Annotated in this window: 15 protein-coding genes; 4 read left to right on the top strand and 11 right to left on the bottom strand. The window is 40.2% G+C overall.

What is annotated here, in order from left to right; genetic code table 11:
• Positions 1-75: 75 nt before the first annotated feature.
• From AC2CZC_RS14345 to AC2CZC_RS14330, 4 genes are read right to left on the bottom strand one after another with little or no spacing between them, the layout of a single operon-like run.
• Positions 76-564, bottom strand: a complete 489-nt coding sequence (locus AC2CZC_RS14345; RefSeq protein WP_063362358.1) for a GNAT family N-acetyltransferase — start codon at positions 562-564, stop codon at positions 76-78.
• 51 nt (positions 565-615) lie between these two features.
• Entirely contained in the window at positions 616-1,596 is a 981-nt protein-coding gene (locus AC2CZC_RS14340) for a hypothetical protein (RefSeq protein ID WP_484582300.1), read from the bottom strand.
• A gap of 3 nt (positions 1,597-1,599) precedes the next feature.
• The gene (locus AC2CZC_RS14335; protein WP_484582299.1) at positions 1,600-2,517 is read right to left on the bottom strand and encodes a hypothetical protein; all 918 of its coding nucleotides are present in this window, start codon (positions 2,515-2,517) and stop codon (positions 1,600-1,602) included.
• 47 nt (positions 2,518-2,564) lie between these two features.
• The gene (locus AC2CZC_RS14330; RefSeq protein WP_063362360.1) at positions 2,565-2,849 is read right to left on the bottom strand and encodes a YciI family protein; all 285 of its coding nucleotides are present in this window, start codon (positions 2,847-2,849) and stop codon (positions 2,565-2,567) included.
• A gap of 266 nt (positions 2,850-3,115) precedes the next feature.
• Here AC2CZC_RS14330 and AC2CZC_RS14325 point away from each other — a divergent pair, with 266 nt between their 5' ends.
• Both AC2CZC_RS14325 and AC2CZC_RS14320 read left to right on the top strand, forming a co-directional pair.
• Positions 3,116-4,555 (top strand): PepSY domain-containing protein, encoded by a 1,440-nt coding sequence (locus tag AC2CZC_RS14325; RefSeq protein ID WP_063362361.1) that lies wholly within the window; start codon positions 3,116-3,118, stop codon positions 4,553-4,555.
• A gap of 12 nt (positions 4,556-4,567) precedes the next feature.
• Complete coding sequence (locus tag AC2CZC_RS14320) at positions 4,568-6,679, top strand: TonB-dependent receptor (protein ID WP_484582298.1); 2,112 nt, start codon at positions 4,568-4,570, stop codon at positions 6,677-6,679.
• A gap of 136 nt (positions 6,680-6,815) precedes the next feature.
• Here AC2CZC_RS14320 and AC2CZC_RS14315 read toward each other — a convergent pair whose 3' ends face one another.
• Together AC2CZC_RS14315 and AC2CZC_RS14310 are read right to left on the bottom strand one after the other, a co-directional pair.
• Positions 6,816-8,264: a hypothetical protein gene (locus AC2CZC_RS14315; RefSeq protein WP_484582297.1), complete on the bottom strand. Its 1,449-nt coding sequence runs from the start codon at positions 8,262-8,264 to the stop codon at positions 6,816-6,818.
• Positions 8,265-8,392: 128 nt separating this feature from the next.
• Positions 8,393-10,192, bottom strand: coding sequence for a TPR end-of-group domain-containing protein (locus AC2CZC_RS14310; protein ID WP_484582296.1), 1,800 nt, complete (start codon positions 10,190-10,192; stop codon positions 8,393-8,395).
• A gap of 138 nt (positions 10,193-10,330) precedes the next feature.
• On the opposite strand from AC2CZC_RS14310, the gene AC2CZC_RS14305 reads away from it, so the two are divergent.
• Entirely contained in the window at positions 10,331-11,395 is a 1,065-nt protein-coding gene (locus AC2CZC_RS14305; protein WP_484582295.1) for a helix-turn-helix domain-containing protein, read from the top strand.
• Between the two features lie 109 nt (positions 11,396-11,504).
• Here AC2CZC_RS14305 and AC2CZC_RS14300 read toward each other — a convergent pair whose 3' ends face one another.
• The 5 genes from AC2CZC_RS14300 to AC2CZC_RS14280 all read right to left on the bottom strand — a co-directional run bounded on the left by AC2CZC_RS14300 (position 11,505) and on the right by AC2CZC_RS14280 (position 21,028).
• Complete coding sequence (locus AC2CZC_RS14300; RefSeq protein WP_484582294.1) at positions 11,505-11,906, bottom strand: hypothetical protein; 402 nt, start codon at positions 11,904-11,906, stop codon at positions 11,505-11,507.
• Positions 11,907-11,910: 4 nt separating this feature from the next.
• Entirely contained in the window at positions 11,911-12,972 is a 1,062-nt protein-coding gene (locus tag AC2CZC_RS14295; RefSeq protein WP_484584890.1) for an RHS repeat-associated core domain-containing protein, read from the bottom strand.
• A gap of 232 nt (positions 12,973-13,204) precedes the next feature.
• Positions 13,205-13,405 (bottom strand): hypothetical protein, encoded by a 201-nt coding sequence (locus AC2CZC_RS14290; RefSeq protein ID WP_484582293.1) that lies wholly within the window; start codon positions 13,403-13,405, stop codon positions 13,205-13,207.
• Positions 13,406-13,560: 155 nt separating this feature from the next.
• Complete coding sequence (locus tag AC2CZC_RS14285) at positions 13,561-14,082, bottom strand: imm11 family protein (RefSeq protein ID WP_484582292.1); 522 nt, start codon at positions 14,080-14,082, stop codon at positions 13,561-13,563.
• A gap of 7 nt (positions 14,083-14,089) precedes the next feature.
• Entirely contained in the window at positions 14,090-21,028 is a 6,939-nt protein-coding gene (locus AC2CZC_RS14280; RefSeq protein ID WP_484582291.1) for an RHS repeat-associated core domain-containing protein, read from the bottom strand.
• A gap of 466 nt (positions 21,029-21,494) precedes the next feature.
• On the opposite strand from AC2CZC_RS14280, the gene AC2CZC_RS14275 reads away from it, so the two are divergent.
• Positions 21,495-22,256: a metalloregulator ArsR/SmtB family transcription factor gene (locus AC2CZC_RS14275; RefSeq protein ID WP_484582290.1), complete on the top strand. Its 762-nt coding sequence runs from the start codon at positions 21,495-21,497 to the stop codon at positions 22,254-22,256.
• The last annotated feature ends 10 nt before the right edge of the window (positions 22,257-22,266 follow it).

Below are 22,266 nucleotides of genomic sequence, written 5' to 3'. Positions count from 1 at the left end.
CGATTTTATTAAAATACCCATCGTTTTGGGGGTGTTTAAACTGATTTTATGCGCTTAATAAACGCAGGTTCATAGCTAGTTAGTTGGACTGCGGTACACGTTGTTGTGAATATCATGGCCTGCAAATTGAAAACTTATCTCGCCAATTTTTTCAAACCCTAATCGTTGATAAAACACGTTTGAATCATTCTCAACCCAAGTATATAGCCAGTATCTATCCCCATAGCGCTTTGACAGCTCATCTAGTAATTGTCTACCAATACCCTGCCCTTGAAATCCACTGTGAACATACAATTTTTCAACTTCAAACCCGTTATCTTGGCCTTGATGATGCGAGGTGAAGTTAATCAACAAAAACCCCAAAACCGCACTATCGCGTTCATAAACCAATAGTTTGTTGTCTTTATTGTTTATGATTTTCTTAAAATAATCTGGCGTAAACGTCGCCAGTGCAAACGCAGCATATTCATCTCTCATACCATCTGTTGTATAGGTTGTTAACCAAACCTGAAGTGCCAAAGCAGTTAGACATTGCGCATCTTGTGATCTTGCTTCTCTAATCATTTTGAATTCAATTTCACCTTTAAATTAACGGCATTAATACCACGTTAGTCATTAATTTTGATTGTCGAGTATGACAACCTCCCCTAAAAAGCCAGCTTCTTGAAGCGTCGCGTAGCTCAAAGCATTTGGTCCAGCATGCATGACGGAATCTTCACCATCTAATATCCCATTACGGTTACTGTCTTTGTTTAAAGCGCCTATGTGTGCAAATTGGCCATTTTTACGGTATCTAACTGCAATAAAATCACCTGGAGAGATATCTTTTCCCCACCTCAACCGAGTACTTTCACCGCTAAACGCTACTAACTTAGCCTTATGCCTCAAGTTGGTCACCAACCAAGCGACATTTCGGTCATATACTTTGCCATTGCGTTTGATTGCATTTGCCGCCATAAGTACATCCGCGCAATCGACACCCAAATAATGTTGGCTCTGATAAGGAACTGAGCCAAATATCGCTGGCACGTTAAAAAAGCTGCTTAAGAGACCTAGATAACCGTCACCTTGCGTAAAAGAAACCCTTAAAACCTGCTTATTCAGCCCTCGGTGATCATTATTGTCTAACCCCACACTCTTTAATTTACGCCCACCCTTATCAATCACTTCAACTTCAAACCAAAAACTCCCCGCCTCACTCTGATAATATGGTGAATTAAATACGTTATTGTGCTTTAGCCAAGAGGACGATACCGTTATATGTTGTTTATCATCAAACTGCTCAAGATGCTTTTTCTGATAATGTATTTCCCCAAAGCCAGACCATTGATAGGGCTGTGGCTCCCAAGGATGATTCGCATTTTTATAATACTGGCTTGTATCTGGAATAATTTGAAACCACTTAATCAGTGCCCCTTCAGGTGCTTCCACTCTAAGATCAACAACATCTCCCGAAGGCAGCATGACGGCATTTCTGTTTTGCCAATCTCGCTCGTTTTCTAATTTTGAATGTATTTCAACATGCGCACTGGCACTAAAACTAAGTAATAAACACAATAGGCCATGTATGAGTGTGTTTTGATTAAACAGGCACATTTATTACCCCCGACTTTTAACTGGTGTTAAATAACCATCAAACAGGTATGTTAACCACCGAATATCCTCTTCACCAAGGCATGCTTGATTATGTAGCTGAGGGGAATCTAGGATCTCTTGATAAACATGTGACAATGCTTCAACTGTCAGAAGTGCCCACTGATCTTTTTCCAATATGCCTAAGTTGCTGCCATAAAATGCTTCATCTAGTAGTGGATCATATTCTTGCTCAGACGTCTGCAGTGCCTTTTCAAGCCGTGATAACATAGGGTTAACTAGTTTTATCGTATCCCCTTCACTGAACTCCTCTAAGACTTTCTCTTGTGCGGACTGAATCTCTTTTTCTAAAGAGTTTTGCGAGTATTTTTCAGCGAGAGGGCGAATACCATGCCTATTCACTAACCCAGTAATACTGGGCAGCGCAGCTTTAGCAGCGATTGCAGCCCCCACAGCTGGATTTAAAAAGGCTGACAACCCACCAACAACAAACATGCCATAAGTTAATTTAGTATCTAGCGCATCAATATCATTGGCTAATTTATCCAGCTGACTCTCTTGGCCTGCTTTTTTAACTCTTACCAAAGACTCTGCCTGCTGAGACAAAATTTCCGATAACAAAGTTTCAGCATGTTCATTGGCAAAGTGAAAAACTCGACGTTTTGGTAAGGTGTTTATTTCAGGTATACAGGGAGGAAGGCTTCTTATGGTATGCAAAGCAACGCCATACTGGCCTTGCACAAATGGGATCACAAAATAATGTTTCTCATCAAACTCTTTAATTTTGAAGTGATTAGAAGATGAAATAAACCAAGGGCCTATTCCAGAATCTTTGAAAAGTATAAAGTGCTTGTTAATATGACGCTTGAGGTGTCCAACCCCCTGAGTCACTCGATGTAACTTGTCTAATAATAAGCTCTGCATTAAAACAACCTCCCTGTTGTAACATTACACTAAATACCTGCAGTGAACTATATCAAATAATTTAACTCCTTCATTGATTTTGTTGGCACAAACTCAGTGATATTATATTCAGCAATACCTGTTTTAAAAAACGGGTCTTCACTTAGGGCAAGTTCCAGTACTTCTTTGGAGGGTGAGGTGGCTAAAATAACGCCTCCGGTACGGGGTTCAGTAGGGCCAGACATTAAAAAAATACCATCGTCATAACATTGATCTAAATATTCAATATGTAAAGGTAAATACTTCTCGACTTCAGATAATCCAACGAGATAATTAAGCGTGACGATAAACATGAGAGTTCCTTTTTTATTATTTATTGGGCGCACTCATTGCGCTTCCCAAAAAGTTACTAGTACTTCAAAGTTAGTACCCAATTTGGTTCACTTTAATGTATCAATCGAAATGTCACCTGTATATAGCTACTTTACAATTACTTACAACTTATGAGATTTTGACACTAATGATAAGAGTCGAAAAGTCATGCGACAATTTGTCACATTATCAGCAGCAAATTTATTACATATAATCCTCGAATTATCCTTAATATGATAACAATAAAATGCTCAAACACCTGCTGCTATGGCATAAAAGGCTCGCATTATGTAGCCTAGTTCCTTTGATTATATGGGCGCTTTCAGGGCTGCTCCACCCTGCAATGTCACACTTTGCCAAAGCGCCAACAATAAAAAATAATCTGGTTGTTGCAGATATAAAAGATTTACAAAGTTACACAAATATCCAAGAGGCGCTGACACAAAATGGCATTGTCAGCTTTAGTCATGCAAGCCTTATAAAATACAAAGAACGCTATTTTTATCAGGTGCAGGAGCAATCTCTTAATGACTTGGAAGTGCATTACCTCCCTCTTGATAACACCCAACTTCCTCTTACTGACATTGAATATGCCAAATATCTGGCTCAAAACTGGAGCGGGCAAAGTATTCAAAGTACGCAAATCATTACACAATTTAGTACGGCTTATCCCGAAATAAATAGAATATTGCCGGTTTATCGCGTGCAACTTGATAATGGCAACAACTTATACATTGACACGCTTGGAAAGCGTATAGCCGCACATAACACGCCCCTTAGAGAATCCCTCTCGTATTGGTTTAAGCAATTACATACATGGCAATTTGCAGGGGATCGACATAGCCCCTGGAGACTTATTCCAATGTTATTCGTAAGCATCGCTTTATGTATTGTCGCTTTGTTTGGATTAGTCGCATACAGCCTGCTATGGTTCAAAGTTAAATCCAAAAGAAGATCTGCAAAGTCGTTGCACAGAGGTACTGGGTTAGTTCTTAGTTTATCCCTACTTGGTTTTGCCAGCAGTAGCACCCACATTTTAATTGATAAATTCTTCATACAGGAATTTAGAGCCTTAATACCAACAAACAGCATTGTCACGCGTGATATAAATCACGACCCCATAAACGCAATGCGCAGCGCCAATGGCGATAATTTTCAATTACTAAATATTAACGGTGAAGTAGTCAGCCAAATCGTTCAATTTGAAAAACAAAAGATGCGCTTTTCATACTGGCAATCACAAAAAACGCGATTCGACAACACAAGTGTTGCACGTTCTGTGTTGCTCGACCAACTAGAGATATCAGGACAAATTAATCATGAAAAGAAAGTGGATAAATTTGGACCAACGTATGGGTTTGTAAATAAGCGACTTCCTGTACAACAAATAAGCTTCGAGCATTCACCAGAGGTACTTTACAGTGTCGAGATCCATACAGGCTATATTGCTGCCATCAATGACAATTGGCAAAAAGCACGTAGTTGGCATTTTGGTTACCTGCACAAATATCACTTTTTAAACCCGCTTGGCAAAGGCATACGTGATAGCATCATTGCGTTGATCTGCCTTGGTCTCGTATTTGTTGCATTAACAGGTACATACATGTACGTTTCAAGATCACTTCGCCAGCGCCGAGCGAAACAGCAACGTAACTTAAAAAATAACGAATTATTAGAAAATAACTAAGGAACAAGCATAATGAAATCTGGCTTTTCTTATTCCCTCATTGCCGTCGCACTTTTACAAGCTGATATGCTATACGCTCAGCAACAAAGCGATGACATTGAAAAAATCATCGTTACAGCCAGCAGAACTGCAAAGGCAAATACTGATTTAGCCCTCAGTGTCGGCAGTGTATCAAGTGAAGTAATAAAAAACGACAACGCACAGCATGTGTCCGAGTCACTCGAAACCATCTCTGGTGTGTTGCTGAATCAACTATCCGGAGGACAAGGTCATAATGCCGCTATACGTATGCCGATTAATTTTGGAGGTTATACTCTCTATCTTCAAGATAACGTGCCTCTACAATCCGCGGCTTTTTATAATCACAATGCGCTTTGGTGGGCAAGCACAAACTCCTCACTCTCTCGTTTAGAAGTAGTGAAAGGTGCAGGAACCAGCCTGTATGGTTCAGGTGCTGTTGCCGCAACCGTCAATGTCATTTCTGCGCCAGTGAGTAACGAAAATGACAACCTTGCAATCACATTGGGTGAGCATGGTTATCAGAGATTAAGCGGCAGCGTAACGCATAACATATCAGATACTAATGGCATCAGAGTAAGCGCTGCACATCTAGATAATGATGGGTGGCGGGCTCATAGTAGCGTTAAAAAGTCGGAGTTTAATGTACTACATGAATTCCAAATAGATGATAAGCAAAGTATCAAAACAAGTTTAATTTCATCTACCCTAGACCAACAAATGTTAGATGCACTTGAAGAAGATGAACTTTTACAAGACCCAGCTCAAGCTGGTCTGCCTACTGAAGTTCTAGCTATCGACCCTCGCCGCACAACTGATTATGTTAGGCTAAGCTCAGAATACACATACGAAGACAATGACTTTTATGCCTCAGTGATCCCTTACCTTCGTTACCGCAACAACGACTACATAGCTACGTGGCAGCCAAATATGCCTAAAATTGAATCTAGTGTGAACTCAATTGGTCTACTTGCATTAACTAACTTCAGACATACTACTGATTTTGAAACAACCATTGGTATCGATCTGGAACGCTCTGAGGGAGATGCCTACTCCTATCAACCAACAACACGCACAACCACAGGATGGGCTGCGGCGACATACCCAGAAGGCCATGTTTTTTATGATGATGCAACGACCTTTGTTGGTATTTCGCCTTATATTCAGCACTTAGGTAAGATCACAGAGCGCCTAAATTACGCTGTTGGTTTGCGCTATGACCATAACAAATATGAGTTCAGTAATGCTGTTCCGGTCTATGATAATGATGGGTTTGGTAATCGCTCTATCGCCAGTCGCAATGATACATTTGAGCACCTGAGCCCTAAAGCCAGTTTAAATTATCAATTAAACACGCATTCTAGTATTTATACACGCTACGCCAATGCAATACGCATCCCCACGTTCTCAGAGCTGTATCATTTAAAAACGAAAGAAACGAGCGCGCAGCTAAGTTCATTAAATGAAGAAGTATCAGACACCTATGAAATTGGCTATAAAGCTAACTTTGACAAAGTTTCTGTTGAACTTGCTTACTACGTGATGGATGTGAAAGATGCCATTGTCACCGCATATGATGACTTTGGTTCAAGTCTTCGCGTTAATGCCGCTGAAGTGCAACATCAAGGGTTTGAATTTGGCACCACTTACACCCTTTCACCGGCTTGGTCTCTTGCGTTAGCTTACAGCCAGTCGAATCATAAGTTTGATCATTACATCCAAGATGAGGGGCGAATTGACTACAAAACGAAAAAAAGTAAAGAAGTCGATCTGTCTGGTAATAGCCTAGTAATGGCACCTGAATATGTGGCTAACTTCCGTTTAAACTACAACAGCCAAGCTATTTCTGGGTTAAACATCACTGCTGAAATAAAAAGCATCGGAGACTATTGGATGGACTCGGAAAACTCACAAGAATATAGCGGTTATACCATTGCAAACTTAAAAGCAAACTATCAAGTCAATGACGCGCTTAAAGTGCATGCTCGAGTCGCTAATATCACAGATAAAACATATGCCCTACAAGCTGAGATCCGCTATAACCGAGAGCGTATACAGCCTGGTAGCCCTCGTATGGCGTATATTGGCTTAGACTATTCTTTTTAAGATTTAAGGGATAAAGCATTAGCAAGCTAATTTGGTGTCCAGCTGAAATGCTGGACACTTTTTACTGAGCCTTTATGTGAACAGATACAGTATAAATAGATGACCATATTTAATAGTGATCACCCATAAGTTTAGTTTAATGGAAATCGTTATGAAATTGCTGTCCTTGCAGCATCGTATCAAGGAAGCCACTTTCCAACCATTTATCAAATACAAAGTCACCATATTCATCTTCATACCCAGACGTCTTCGTATATAGCAATTGTTTGCAGCCTACGTTATGCGTTTTTATCTTTGAGCGCTCTGCTTTTCCAATGGAATTCATTATTTCTAAAACATTAGGGGCATTATCCCTATGCGATAACTGGTTAAAAATACCGCTTCCAAGTGTGTCACCATTGTTATCAAGTAAAAATGTGTCATCGCGAACAACAACGAGTGCAGGAAACAATTCATGCGCTTTTAATAGGCTCACAACGCTTTGGTACACAGACTCTATTTGACAGACACCTGCATCGTGTCCGACTTGATATTCATACACCTCCTGCGCAGAAAACTTAGCATGTTCTGTATGGGTATAAGCTGTTGCTTTTATAAAGGTTAAACCCCGCCCTCGCTCAATGTGAACCATTAAAATATAAGCTTCTAAGGCGTCATGGTAGAATGTCTCAAGGTTTTGACCTAAGCGGCTTTGCTGTAACTTTTTTATTTCTCCTTTTTGAAATAAGCCTGACAATGATAACTCACGCAGTGAGGGGTGCGAGCACATATCCAAAAATACCTTTGGAAATATGTAACCTGGATTTCGTGTCAAATCACCCTCACATTGCAAAAAATATTGCGCTTCTTTCAGCTTTGGGAAATTTGAACTTAGTAAATTCTGCACAGAGTCAAGGCTTGGCTCGAGGCAGGCCTTACGTTTAAGGTCGTGCAAAACCTCAATATCTAAACATGTGAGATTATTTAACACTATTGGTTCATTTAACTTAAAGAATCCAGATATTTCTAAGTTAGACAAATTCGGCATTTTCTTCAGAAGCTTTGTCACATTTCCCACTGAGCCATTGGACCAAGTACCATTAAAAAGTAATTCCGTAGACCCTAACCACAGTACTTTTAACCTCGGATACCATCCTTTAGATAAAACCTCTGTAACCAAAGAATAATCCATTGGATCAACGTCACTGTTTTTTGGCGAATATTCTGCACTCGAAGTACCTACAAATAAACGCTGTACATCTTTTGAGAAAGAAGACTGAATATACGCCTCAAAAATATCTAAGTGATGTGCGCCCATTACAAATAAGAAACTACATAAGTCGTCATAAGTTGGTTTAGTTGATACATACCGACACGGTGGCAAAGGCTTTGCACCTAACCACCACTTTCTATGACCCTGTGCGCCCTCACTAAAGCCTTTATGTTCATCAGGAAATCTAAGCACCAAATCAAGAAAGGCCATATCCTGCTTTGCAACCAGCGGACTCTTAAAATAGAGCAAACGTTTAAGCATCACTTTTATACCAAAGATTTGCGCACTTACATTGGCTCTAACAGAATAACTTTGGAAAAGTTTCTCTAACATACTACATCCTTGTAAATGACTTCTTTTTTCAACTGTACTTCATACTGAAATATATATAAATATCGCAAAGTTAATATCGTGTTTGTTTACTCATAAAGATATAGCCTTACTATACTAAATATAATTTTTCACCTCTTTGCTTGATGGCTGATATATTCAAAAATTGTATCGAGCGCAATGTCATTACCATTAAAATAATCATCTGCATCTAATGTAATTGGCATGTCTGGCGCTATCCAAATACGGTGATCTTCTGCACTACTTTTTTGATGAAACTGCGATGAAATAATCCCTTTTTGACCACTATAAGGCAGCGTAAACCATCCAGCTTCTCCTATTGTATTGGGTCTTGTCCCCGAGGGTTCACCAACTATGATCGGATCGGTAACCTCTAATAATCGCACTAATAAATCATGGCCCGCAGAATAGGTATTACGCCCTGCTATAATAAAAAACTTTCCATCAGGGTTGAGCGCTTCAAATAGTACGGCTGTTTTAATCATCGGTGCTAGCAAAGAGCCATTTCCACCGCTGTTATGCCTCAAATCTAAAATAAAGTGCTTAACCTCTTTATTTAGCAATCGCTGCTGAAGGCGTATGTTAAAGTCTTTTAAACTTTCGTCTTGTGTATTTTGAACCTGATTAAATTGCACATAGAGACTTTGCTGTTTTAAAAACGCCTTGTCAAAATAAGCCGTTGTTACATTTTGTAGATATAAAGGAGTTAACTGTTTTTTGCCAAGCTGTGGTAGTTTTGGAAAGCCATTAAAGTTCATTTTTTGACTCTGTGGTTTAATGTCTATGACCCCTCCTTTTGAAGATAGCAAAGTGAGAGTTAAAGGGTCATGCTCATTAAACACGCCTAGTCCTTCTAACACAGGCAGTAGACTTAAATAATAAGGCCCCTGCCACAGGCGCTGCATAGTGTTGTCTTTGGCATTCACAGCATCTGTCATTTTAAGTACATCAACTGTGTCTAGACCATTAAACTTAATCACTTTATGGCCTATATACTGTTGATACTCATCGTTCGCTGCAACAATATAAAGTCCATCGCGAAACTGATAAAACTGCATGGGTAATTGAGTAAAGTTTCCTTTTTTGCCCCAGGCGGGCACAAAGAAGTTATGGCCATTGTTAACCATGGCTAGCAAACGCATAAATTCAAATACTATTTGGCTATCAGTTAAGCTTGGGATCTCGCTATAAATTGCTTCAACTTTAGCGTTAAATTCAATCTCAGTGACGCTGTGAAACGGGTTGGCATGCAACCGATTGATCTCAGCAACCAAGTAGGCTAGATCGTAGCGCCAACCTTCAACTGGGTTTTTAAATGAACGTGCTACACCAACAAGATCTTGATACCAGCTTTTTTGATGGAATTGTGCAAAGTGTTGATCTGCACCTTTAGTAAACAAACTGGTGCCAGCCAACTTAGGTTTATCATCCCAGCGGTGATTAAGTGCTTTAGTTAACCAATATTTTGTTTCAGCCTCTTCGTCTAACTGAGCGTACAGTCGTGCAATCGTCACCATTAGATCATTAGGGTTACTAGAATTACCTTTAATACCATGAACCCTTACACCTAAGGCCAGCGCTTGTTTAAATGAATGAATCGCTGCACGAAAATCTTGTAACTGTCTCTGCGCGATACCAAGTAAATACCATATCTCACCATCATTTTGATATTGTTCAGCTAATTTTAAAAGTAATGGTAATGCCTCCTTAAAATTGCCATCGCGTGTTAGACTCTTTGCCTGATTTCGCAACTTATAATACGCAATACTGTCGTGACTAAATTCAAGTGATGCATCAATCTTATGCGCATCATTACTCATGCTTAAAGTGGTTGTTTTTGTTGAGGCGGCAATTGCCGAGCCTATATTGAATAAGGATAATAAAAGAATACAAACAGTAAACAGGTGCATAACGTCTCCAAAGCACTTTATTAATGCACTTAATATTAACAAAGCATGTATCTAGTTCGTCTCAAATCAGGATTTAGGACTTTTTCAAAATAAATATAAACCCATGATATTTAAACTAATAATTTCAAAAGTGAATCTATGATTGATTTCATCATGATAAAACCCGTAAACCTTTTGCAATGCTTATTTATTTTTTTAGGTATATTCGGCACACTTTTATTGTGGGGCCAAAAGCGACTTCAAGGTGTGGTTGCATTACTACTCTACTACAGCGTATTGATGCTACTTAACCTACTAGAAGAGCTAAACATCACAAAGCCACTGTTTTTTATCACCCCAGCACTGACACTTTTACTTGGGCCAATTTTATATTTCATGAGCCGCCAGTTGGTAGGAATTTATTTTCAAGCTAATTGGCGAGTCGCATGTCATACTGTTCCAACTTTAATGGCTTTGCCTTTTACACACCACACCCAAGTTGTTATTGCTATTGCGACGATTAGCCAGCTAATTTACATCCACCAAAGTAAAAAATTACTTAACAAATATAATTGGTCAATTTTTAATACGCGTTCCGATGCTGAAAACCTTCAATTACGCTGGTTAAATTATACGCTCATTATGCTTGCGTTTATATTTATCATTGATCTTGTCAGACTAAATGTTCGCAGCCTGACTAGCGAAGTAATTTATTATCATTGGTATTTTATCGACCTTGCCTTAATTTTTTGTATTTTATGCTTTCTGGTATTAAGACTCTCGAGACAAAACCAACTAAATGGTCAAGCAGAACCTCCTGCGATTTCTGATACAGCCTATCTTAATGAAACCTCAGAAGAATTAAATAACACAGAGCTCGCTCAAAAATTGTTTGATGAAATCCACCAAGCTGTCATGGCGGACTCTCTGTATTTACAGGCAAAGTTAAGCGTCAATGATATATGTGCTCGCACCCAAATCAAAACCAAAGATATCTCGTGGGCAATCAATACAGCCACAAATAAAAACTTTAATGACTATGTCAATGAATTGAGAGTGAAAGAAGTGCAAAAACAATTATCAGCTCGAAGGTCATCGCAATATACTTTATTAGATATTGCCTTTAACGCCGGATTTAACTCTAAATCAGCGTTTAACTTGGCATTTAAACGATTTACCAACATGACTCCAAGTGCATATGCCAAGCTCTATAAAGTAGGGTGAAATCACGAATTGTAACTCCAGTTATGTCACCTATCTTATCGCTGTGATAATTCCTAGTAATGATAATGGGAAGGTTGTCAGGATCCCCGGGGGATCCTGACAACGATTTTCAAGATATGTCACCTGCATCTTCAATAGATTCACCTAATTCAACAAATGCTTCGTCTAGTTCGTGCTTAACATCTGAATTTGTCACGTTAGAAGCTTCTTCTCTCATGTGTTTGTAGGCAACCTGCAACCCTAAGTTGGTGATTATTGCTATGCACGTTTCAGTATTATCAATGCAGTCCATATCCCAACACGAAATAATTACTTCACTTATTGATAATCGCAATTCATTAGTGATCAATGCATAATTGTTAACTTGGCGTGATGACAGTTCATATATCGCATCAAACAGGTTTCGGTCTGCTTCTAGTTTATATTTTTCTAAAAGCCCTTTGAGTTCCCCTTCAATTTCATGCTGAGGCATGAAGTCAGGAAGGCATTCGTAATATGATAAATCAATCATAACTTCACCTAATAACTGGTATATGAGTTCTGTTGGACTTTTGCTCTCTAGTCCATGAACCGTTACTCATTAAGAATTTTTTGCCAACTTGTATTTGCGCTGTCCAAACTCTTGCAGAGTTGGATCGAGGCATTGTCTTTCTAAGGCCTAAGTCAGGAGAGTGCCATTTTATACTCACTTTAGTATTACCAATTTTGAACCGGAATTTTTGTCCTGCTGGCACTCTATCTGTGGGCATAACAGAATTACGAAGATTGTCAGGAACATAAGTGCTGAGAACTGAAGCATCAATGGCACCATCTTTTACAAGCAAAGATAGTGAGCCCATTATCATATCTTTACTAGGAGTAAATTCACCATTTCTCAGATTGGCAATCATCATTACAGATGACGATACCATTCCTGCATTGGCAACAGATGATTGTGCTAACTCTGCCCCAGCAAGCTCAGATTCGGAAATAGGTATCTGAATAGAAGATTGGATGTTTTCAGTATCCTCTACTCCTAACCCTCCAGCCAGAGCTTGCGCTTGGCTATCAATGAAGGATTGCCCTAGCCCTTTGACATAGCCAATAACAGAGTCAAGGAACCCACCACCACCTTGATTGTTAGCATTATCCCCAACCTCGCTTTTCTTCGCAACCTCACTTTGCGACAACATATCCGTTATCGATTTCTCACTATTGATACTCGTATTTTGCTGTTGCGCACCATTCAAATTCGAGTAAGTCTCATGCATCGCATTGGTAACCACTTGATCTCCCATCATGCTTGCTTGTTTGCCAGCAGGTAGGTCATTCTCGCCGAATGTCGCACAAAATGGTTGATGCTTGCCTTTAATTGCTGTGCCGCAATATCCCGTTGGGTCTGTCCCCGCCAACGGGTTATTCATAATATACGAGTAAGGATTTATCGACTGCGAGTTACCGGGCGACTGTATCAAGAGATCTACACTCATAAACCGCCCAAGGTTGTAGTCGTACACCCGACCGTTCATATGAATGAGCGCTAGTTCTTCTAGATGTTCCTGGTCTGTGGATCCGCGCTTAGTCTTTGCAGATGCTATGTCCCCCAGCTTTGCGTTGAACTTTAAAGCAGCTGAAGCCGAGCGAGGCTTAGGAAATTCACCATAAACTCATATTACCCCCATTCCAATTGACATCACGTTCAAACTTTTGCCTGTTTCAAAATAGAAACAACCCTCCTAACATTCCAAAATATAGTTTTGATATGTGGTGCACTTGCATGTTGAATTTAGGGATATATTGATAAAAATTACACTTCTGAACTGTTTCAGTTTATGTGGGAGTTACAATTGTCATATCCCTGTGACCATGGCGTCCGATATTCTTGGCAGCTTTTATGATGCGTTCAATTTCTGATGGTGTCAGATACTCACGTTCACGAACATCTTTATATTTGCGGGTATTGGTAACTTTCGAGTTTTTGGTGCTTGGGGTGGGTGTTCTATAATCTTCTAAGTTGCTGATATTTCTCATTCAGGTTCTCCGTAACTTTCCCGATTATACTCCAAAGTGGGAATGTTTTCAGCCTGGTAAATTGCTAGTAATGCTGGAGTTGGTGTGAAATTGTGATGATGGGTGAAAGCGGGGTGCCACCGATCGGAGATCGGTGGTTACATTAGAGTATAGGCTTAGTGGTGGTGATTTGGTGAAGTTGACGCTGTTTCAAAATGAGTCGTATCTACTCCACTATCACTTAACACACAACATATATCCTGAGAAATTATTATTCGAGAGTCAGAGCCGGGAACTGGAAACATTCCTCTGTTATGGGCTTTAGCTGGCTCAATACACGCTTTAACAACAAATCCACCTTCAGCATATATTGAATGAGATGCATCAAGTACATCAAGCTCCTTTAAGAATTGTGGTACGTAATAGTCAGTAACACTATGTGGTGTGGCTATAGATACTTTGTGCCAAACATAGTGCGACTTGTCCTCTATAACAGAATCTATTATGTCCTTCACTTTCTTCGAATACAAAGGCCAACCGAGGTCATTTGCCAGAATGTCACCAAGACCTTCTTTCTCTGCATTGAACAATACGTTGCAGGTGTTTTCTTGCAACTCATCAACAAAGTCAATGTCACATTTGTCTGAAATAGTTGCTACCACTGAATCATCAGGTGGTAGCACATAATAAAAACTCATCAATTTGTTATTTCCAACCGCTTTTTCTTAATAGCTCAGGGTTGCTAAGTACGGGCTGTTTAACGTACTTATCAAAGCCTGACAAGAATGTATCCACATTGCCCCTTGCTTCTTTATGGGAGCGCCTCATGCCATCCAGTACGAATTGATGATATGCGTTAGGATGTCGACCTAAATGCGGTAATGACTGCTTGTTCCACATGTCATCCAGCTTAAGGCCATACTTTTCTGCAATCTTTTCCATTGCAGGAGTAAAGGTTTTGCTTTTATTGGTTGCAAAATGGTGAATTTGCATAGGCAAGCTACGTAACGTTTGAGTTGCTGTTGCAGTAGCTTTGCCCGGAAGAATAGCCATTGCGTAACGCTCTGCACCAGCTTGTTCTTCGTAAGCCTCAATGTCAGCACTATCAATAGGGTCCGCATTCAAAGAAGGTATGGAGCTTATATCACCATAAACAATTCCAAACGTTAGACCATTGACTAAGGACTTTAAGAACCCTTTAGTTGGACTCCCAACGATAGGCTCGATAGTACCAGTTATCTCAGGTGAATAGCTTTGTCCTTGATTGGTACCATTATCCCCAACCTCGCTTTTCTTCGCAACCTCATTTTGCGACAACATATCCGTTATCGACTTCTCACTATTGATACTCGTATTTTGTTGTTGCGCACCATTCAAATTCGAGTAAGTCTCATGCATCGCATTTGCAACCACTTGATCTCCCATCATGCTTGCTTGTTTGCCAGCTGGTAGGTCATTCTCACCGAATGTCGCACAAAATGGTTGATGCTTGCCTTTAATTGCTGTGCCGCAATATCCCGTTGGGTCTGTCCCCGCCAACGGATTATTCATAATATACGAGTAGGGATTTATCGACTGCGAGTTACCGGGCGACTGTATCAAGGGATCTACACTCATAAACCGTCCAAGGTTATAATCGTACACCCGACCGTTCATATGAATGAGCGCTAGTTCTTCTAGATGTTCATGGTCTGTAAATCCGCGCTTAGTTTTTGCAGACGCTATGTCCCCCAGCTTTGCGGTGAACTTTAAAGCACCTGAAGCCGAGCGAGGCTTACCAAATGGGTCAAAATTACGCTCAGTAACCACATATCCATTAGCATTCGTAATAAGCCTTGCGCTCCCTAAACGGTCTTTATGCAAGTAACGAATATAAGGGCTTGCGCCAGATTTTGTCGAAACAACTGCTGTATCACCAATGTAGGCACGCGTTGTCGTTTTGTTTCCTTCCACCTCAATTTCATAATGCTTGCCTGCATAATATGTCGTGATGCCACTTTGCACTTGTTTAAAGCGCATATGGTCTGCACCATATGTGAATTCTGCAGTCACGCCATTTTTAACCAGCCGCGTAGGCTTATCCATCGCGTTATAAGATGCAGCGCTTAGTCCATCACCTCTGACCATATTTCCGCGGCCATCGTAGCTAAAGCCGACCCAACGTCCATTTTTATTAACTTGTTTGACGGCATTTGCTCCGCCACCACTGTGACCTGATAAACGTGTCGTATAGTTATACGTCGACGCATAATCAGATTTACTCGTGATGTTACCTACAGCATCATAATCGTAACGAATGGTGGTATAACCCTGGATTTGATTAGACTTTAATCGATGCAAGTGATCGTACTGATATGACTCCTCAAATTGATGCCGATTTGCTAAGCTACCTGACTCAACTGACATGCCTTTTAAGTTTCCAAACCCATCATAAGCCGTATATTGGATAGACAGTAAATTGGCGTTGTTTTTATGGGTGTAATGCTCAACCATTTGACCTGTTTGACGGCTATAATAGGTATTCGTTGTTAAGCCATTGCCCAAGGTTTGTGACTGAATAGCCCCAAACACATCACGTGCAGTCACCTGTTGGTATCGATAACCACTGGCCTTGTTCTTGGTTTCAATTTGATAGCCTTTATCATCATAGATATATTCTAAAGTCAGGTTGTTTGGATAACGCACACCTTTAACACGACCATAGTTTGCATCATAATATGTTTTAGTCGTAAAGCTTCTATTATCGTCACTCACAGTGTGCGAAATCGCACGACCAAGGCCATCATAACTATAAGTATGGGTAACGCCATTGCCTACTGAGCTCGTCAATTGACCATATGAGTGTGTATCAAAAATATAGTTTAAAGTGCCTTCACCTGATGCTGTTCTTTTTATAATACGGCCCAAGGTATCGAGGTTAAGGTTCACAGTTTTAGAGTTACTGCGAGCTTCTCGCTGCACTTCACCAAAGCCATTATTAACAAAATTTGTACTGCCTTGATTTGGGTCTACCACTCTGGTTTTATTACCAAACGCATCATATTTAGCCAAAATGTTATGTCCGTTAGCATCTTGGATCACAATAGGAAGCCCTTGACCATTGTATGCATATCGTGTGCTGCCTCCTAATGCATCAACGGTTTCTATTAATTGATTTTGGCCGTTATAAGTGCGGCTCATCTGACCTAGCTGAATGTTGTAACAGGACTCAGAAACATCGATGAAGGTTTTGAAGCCAGTATAAGTATATTCTGCGGTCATGGTGCCACTTGAAAAAGGGCCACACTGTTGGTCTGTCACTTTACGCTCTGGACGACCTAACGCATCATAATTTTCAAACTGCACACCGTACTTAGTTTGCTGCCATTTATAAGGCTGAGATTGAAATAGCGGATACCCTCGTGCGTTGAAAGTGGCGTCGGTAAATACCCAAACGTTATTCTGACCTAGAACCATTGTACGAATTGTACGCCCCAATTTATCAATAAACGCTACTTGCTCTGGCGCGCCGGCTGCCACAGTCCGAACCTGTTTAACAGCATCACTTGGGGCATAGGTACTCGCTGTTTGTACAGCAGTGTAAAGCGTCGGAGATCCCTCTACTTTTTGGCTATATGGTCGTAAATAACCGTCATATGTAAATTTTGTAGTGAGAAAGTCTCTTGAATTGACCTGTTTGTGAACCTCCTTTTTAAGGCCGGTTTTTGCGTCTGTAATAGTACGCACTCTATGTTGTTTAGCGTTAGTTACATCAAAAATATAATAGCCGCTAGAAGCTACGGATTGACCATTTAAGCTATAATTTATAGTCTGAACACGGCTTTGTTCAGTCCAAGCAGAATTATTATAAACGCGAGCCTTATTGGTGACTTTTATTGGCAGGCCATAGCTATTAAACTCGTACTCGGTCTGATGGCCAACGCCGCTGGAACCTCTTACGGTGACTGTTTTAGCTTTCCTTGCATTATTAAAGTTACTGAAATCTGTTGACGTATTAGTCGTGACGTCGAGCCCTTGCTCACTGCCCGAATATTGAGTGTATGGATCGTTACCACTTCGACCAGAAACAGCGTATTTAGTGACTACACTCTTGGTTAGCTTATTTATCCACCAATCATTTTCATTATTGTTAAACGTGTTCTCTGTGATTGTTTTGACCAAACCACTACTATCTTCAAGGGTCTGCTCAGATTTGGTGATGTTCCCGTATTTATCAATCGAGAATACCTTAGAGCGCTTTTCTACCAGCTTATCCTTTGTGGTTAAATCTCGTTTTACGTCATAACTTGAATTAGCATAAACACTATAAACGCCCGAAATAGTATGACTTGAATTATCTACCCAGGATATTGCAGACTGACTAATGGCCATGCTTTCAACCGGATTCAAAGCGTTACCATTTTTAGGGTATTCAGCTGAGGTAAACGTCGCTTTCCTCTTTAGCTTACCCGCATAAGGGAAGTGTTGACGAAAATCAGACTGAGTAACCAGTCCCTGTGTAATATCCGCTTCTATTATCGTTCTAAACCCTGAGAACCCTCTACCTTGATTATTAAATAAAGCACCGCGATACGCATACCTACGGACGAAATCCCCTCCCACGCCGTTGTCTTGCTTAAACTCGTTAACCACATACATGCTAGAGGTAAAGTTCTGGTAGCCTCGAGTATAAGTAGTGTCGCTCTTATATAATTGTTCAAGACCAGTGATACCCGTACTCACAGAAGACGAAAGCGGGCGATATTGCCATTCACTTTTTAACCCTTCCCCGTTGGTCACTGAACTCAGCAAATCCAATGGACGATAGCGACTACCATTAGTGCCTGATCCAGTGCCATAATTGCGGCTGATATTAATTTTACCTTTAGCATAACCAGTTGGTGTGCTATCTAAAAAACGGCAATTGGATCCACTCGCACCTCGCTCACATCCATAGTTAAACACAAGATCTGGTAAACCATCCCCCTGCGCATCAACCATAGCAGATTGGTAAATAGAGCCTATAAAATCTGTGCTTGAGCTAACAAAGCTATCGTTCTTTAACTCTAGTTTTGTGAATGAGTAAATACTACGGTCGTAGCTGCCTTCTATAGATTTTACTCTTCTATTACCACTGGGTACTGTTTCAGTATAAATTTGCTCACCACAAAATTCAGTTACGCTCTGACCTCTATATTGATAATGACTGACATTATGGCAGCCTTTTACAATTATGCTCGCTGGTACTAATAACTCTTCTTTGCCATCTGCATCAATATCAGATACTTTAATTGCGTCGCCATATTTAGGAATATGGGCACTGCGCAGACTCTCTGTATCCCCCTCCCCTCCAAAGCGCTCTTCAAAAATAAACTCTCTACTACTGATCCATTTCCCGGTATTTATCGCAGCACCAAATGTACCATTGCCAGTGCTATATCTCACAAATAGTCGACTGCCGTTAGTCCTTGGCTTATACCAACCAAACCAATCTTTTAAGCCATCACCATTTAAGTCTGCAAAACGATAAAAGCGAGCCCAAGCCCCTTCATGTCGGTCTAGATAATCATTTTCATCATCAAAGTTCACTGCTTTTGGGAATGAACTCAGTAAATTACCATCTGATGATATAAGCAAAATAGATGAAAGCCTGCCCTGCCCTTTATCATTAGAACCAAGGGATACACGGTAAAAGTCTGGAATACCATTACCGTCAAAATCACCACCCAGTGCATATGACTCAGAAGGCATCGTAGTATTAGTCCGTTTATTGACTGAAAATAGCTTTTGACTTCGGGCTGCCGAATATGGAGATGCAGAGTTACCGCTGTGATAATAAAAGTTTATTTCGTCAGCACTGTATGACGCCGTTTTTTCATAAATGACCAAATCAGGTAAACTATCGCCATTCATATCTCCGACGTGTAGAAAAGAAGACAAATGTGGTACCTCAATATTTGTGTTGATCTGTGTTGAAGTACCATTTGAATTACTGCGATAAATAACTAGTTTTTTCTTAGAACTTACTGAAGCCGCTTCAAAATCAAAGTCATCTGTTAGCCCATCTAAGTTATAGTCTGCAGTTTGTGAATTACAATTTACTTTTTCACCGCTAGTGCCTGAAAACTCACAGTCAGTCATCGGGTGCGTATTATTTGTTATATTCCCTTCTGCATTGATATAAAAGCCGGGCCAATCTCTTGCACCATCACCATTTCGATCGCCATTTGGTAATACTGCTGCGATACTTTTTCCTGCATTTATATTTACGAATGTGCCTCTCACTGTCATTGACTGATCGGCCCAATCAAATGTGGTTTTAGGCAAACAATAAGCCCCCGTTGAGCCATAACATAACTCAACAGAAGCGAGTAAATCGGAACCTGATGCCAAACTAACTTTGTAATCTAGAATGTAAGCGCGTGTTTGACTCTTCTCATGTTTTGTAATAATACGCTTTAAACGTTGCGTACTTTCGTATTTTACTCCGTGATGATATTTAGTAGTCGGATCGCCCACCTGCTCATATTCGAAGTGAATATTATGAATACCTGAATGAGAGCTACTATTTCCCGTATAATTTATTTTATCTAGTAGCTTTTCATTCTCACCATAAAGAACGTATTCATAGTGAATAAAGTTTTTACTCGTTGCATCACGTGTATAGTCAATCAGCCAAGAATATGGTCCCTTGTATTGATGATGAATATCGCAACTATTAGCTGACGTTCCAAAAGCACTGACATGGCCATTTTTATATTTAACACTAAAATAACTAGAATTTGAATTTAATGCACCCTGTTGCGTAACAAGTGCAAAACTGTCTATCTCAGTTCTATATTGAGCACCACTTTCACCATATCGCCCTCGAACGAGCACTAATTTTTGACCATTGAGGCATAACCTATCATCATTGTTATATAGCGGATTGCTGGTATACCCTTCTTGTGCATATGTTGCAGGACAGCGTGTAATGGCTGAGCCAGCAGACAATAACCAACCTTTACCTGCAATACCCCCTCCAGTTTGAGAAGAGTAAGTTAACGATACACTGGGTTGCATACCTGCACGCCCAGCCGTTAATTCAATAGGAATAGAATACGTTGCAGTGCCGCCGCTTACGCTCGCGCTGCCTTTAAGCGTGCCTACACTATCAACATTTGGCGCACTTGGGCTAACAAGAGATGCATTGACAGGTATTGATGTAGTTGCATCAGCATAGTCAGTTTCAAATATATTTTGGACTAAACTGCCTGCTGCGATTAACGAGCAACTTTGGCTATAACACAAAGCCACTCTGACTTGTGCAAAATCGTTAAACCTATCATCTAGCAATACGGATGTTTCAGTGGTGAATAGTAACGTTTCCCAGTGCCCGTTTTCATTTAAAACTTGAATGGCATACTTGTCAGCACTTAATTCAGAAGTCCAAGTAAGTACTCTGCCCCGACTATCTTCAGTAATTTGTGCATTATATTCACCAGACTCTATTGGCCGAGGCACCATTATTAAAGTTTTTCCTACACTGATAGGAATAAATAAACTTGCATGTGCTTTTGAGGCGACAACCGTCATTTGCAACAAGAAAAAGATAACTAGTATAAGAAATGATGTAGTTTTTTTGGGCTCGCTATTCAACGCGTCAAACTCCTTTTGTATATCCACAATACACCGAATGCAATTAGCACTCACTGACAGTAACTTTCCATTTACAGGGATACTACCTCAAAGTTGAGAGCAAAAAATCAACAAGAAACACAAATAAATAACAAAAATAATTTGTTAACATATTATTTCATATAGCCTAGCTCGAGTTATTATTTGCACCATTAATATATTTATAGCTAACGCTGTTTTATATATTCCACGTCTTTCGTTACTGCTAAGCTCAATAACCCTGTTTTGGTTAAATAACCCACATAAGACGGACTATTCTCAGCATAATAAATACTGTTTAATTAAGGTCAAAAAACAACCACAAAGAGTACCATCAAGAACGCCTACCTAAGCACAGTAACTCATAACGAAAACCACTATGAACTTAAAAGCAACTCAACAAATCCTTGCGACTATTACATAACAAAGTTAGTATATAACAAATTTGTTATGTACTAACTTTGAGTGCACTTATATGAAAGTTTTATTTTTATGCACAGAGAACTCAGCACGTTCTCTTATGGCTGAAGTGCTTCTTAAGCATCACGGTAAAGGCCAGTACGATGTGTACAGTGCTGGCACTAGCCCGAGCGGCGCAGATCCTCGTACTATCAAAGCCATTGAGCATTTTGGCTTAAATAGCCAAGGGTTAGTATCACAACATATAGATGAATTCGCCACGATGCACTTTGACTATGTGATAACCCTATGTGCTAGTGCAACTATGGAATGCGAAGGCCGAGTCAATGGCGTAAACTGTCTTGCCTGGGACATTGCCGAGCCTAAATCTCGCCAATGTGATAACCCTTTTGAAAAAACACTGCAGGAAATCAACGAAAAAATTCAGTCCCTGTTGATTGAAAGTACGACACAACAGCCTGCAACAATCCAGCCAACAGCCTTTTACAAATCATTGGCTGATGAAACACGTCTAAAAACCTTGCTGATTATTGCGGTAGAAAAAGAGGCTTGCGTGTGTGAGCTAATGACAGCACTGGATGAGTCGAGCCAGCCAAAAGTTTCTCGTCACCTCGCACAGCTGCGTAAAATTGGGATCTTATCTGATAGAAAGTACCATCAATGGGTTTTTTACTCGCTTAACCCGACATTGCCTGAATGGATGAAGCACATTATCACCTCTACAGTCATCAATGAACCTAGCTTTATCGAGCAAGAGTTAAATAGGCTCAATACCATGGGTGATCGCCCTACTCGTTTTGCAAACTTGTGTAAATAAGGCACTATTT

The sequence above is a fragment of the Pseudoalteromonas sp. MMG033 genome (assembly GCF_057197785.1).
The sequence above is the reverse complement of the archived record's forward strand: the minus strand, read 5'-3'. Positions and strand labels throughout refer to the sequence as shown.

Excerpts from the sequence above, each read along its gene's own strand:
- AC2CZC_RS14345 (WP_063362358.1), bottom strand. The coding sequence starts at position 564 with ATGATTAGAGAAGCAAGATCACAAGATGCGCAATGTCTAACTGCTTTG.
- AC2CZC_RS14285 (WP_484582292.1), bottom strand. The coding sequence starts at position 14,082 with ATGAGTTTTTATTATGTGCTACCACCTGATGATTCAGTGGTAGCAACT.
- AC2CZC_RS14275 (WP_484582290.1), top strand. The coding sequence starts at position 21,495 with ATGAAAGTTTTATTTTTATGCACAGAGAACTCAGCACGTTCTCTTATG.
- AC2CZC_RS14335 (WP_484582299.1), bottom strand. The coding sequence starts at position 2,517 with ATGCAGAGCTTATTATTAGACAAGTTACATCGAGTGACTCAGGGGGTT.
- AC2CZC_RS14305 (WP_484582295.1), top strand. The coding sequence starts at position 10,331 with ATGATTGATTTCATCATGATAAAACCCGTAAACCTTTTGCAATGCTTA.
- AC2CZC_RS14300 (WP_484582294.1), bottom strand. The coding sequence starts at position 11,906 with ATGATTGATTTATCATATTACGAATGCCTTCCTGACTTCATGCCTCAG.
- AC2CZC_RS14310 (WP_484582296.1), bottom strand. The coding sequence starts at position 10,192 with ATGCACCTGTTTACTGTTTGTATTCTTTTATTATCCTTATTCAATATA.
- AC2CZC_RS14320 (WP_484582298.1), top strand. The coding sequence starts at position 4,568 with ATGAAATCTGGCTTTTCTTATTCCCTCATTGCCGTCGCACTTTTACAA.
- AC2CZC_RS14325 (WP_063362361.1), top strand. The coding sequence starts at position 3,116 with ATGCTCAAACACCTGCTGCTATGGCATAAAAGGCTCGCATTATGTAGC.
- AC2CZC_RS14290 (WP_484582293.1), bottom strand. The coding sequence starts at position 13,405 with ATGAGAAATATCAGCAACTTAGAAGATTATAGAACACCCACCCCAAGC.
- AC2CZC_RS14330 (WP_063362360.1), bottom strand. The coding sequence starts at position 2,849 with ATGTTTATCGTCACGCTTAATTATCTCGTTGGATTATCTGAAGTCGAG.
- AC2CZC_RS14315 (WP_484582297.1), bottom strand. The coding sequence starts at position 8,264 with ATGTTAGAGAAACTTTTCCAAAGTTATTCTGTTAGAGCCAATGTAAGT.
- AC2CZC_RS14340 (WP_484582300.1), bottom strand. The coding sequence starts at position 1,596 with ATGTGCCTGTTTAATCAAAACACACTCATACATGGCCTATTGTGTTTA.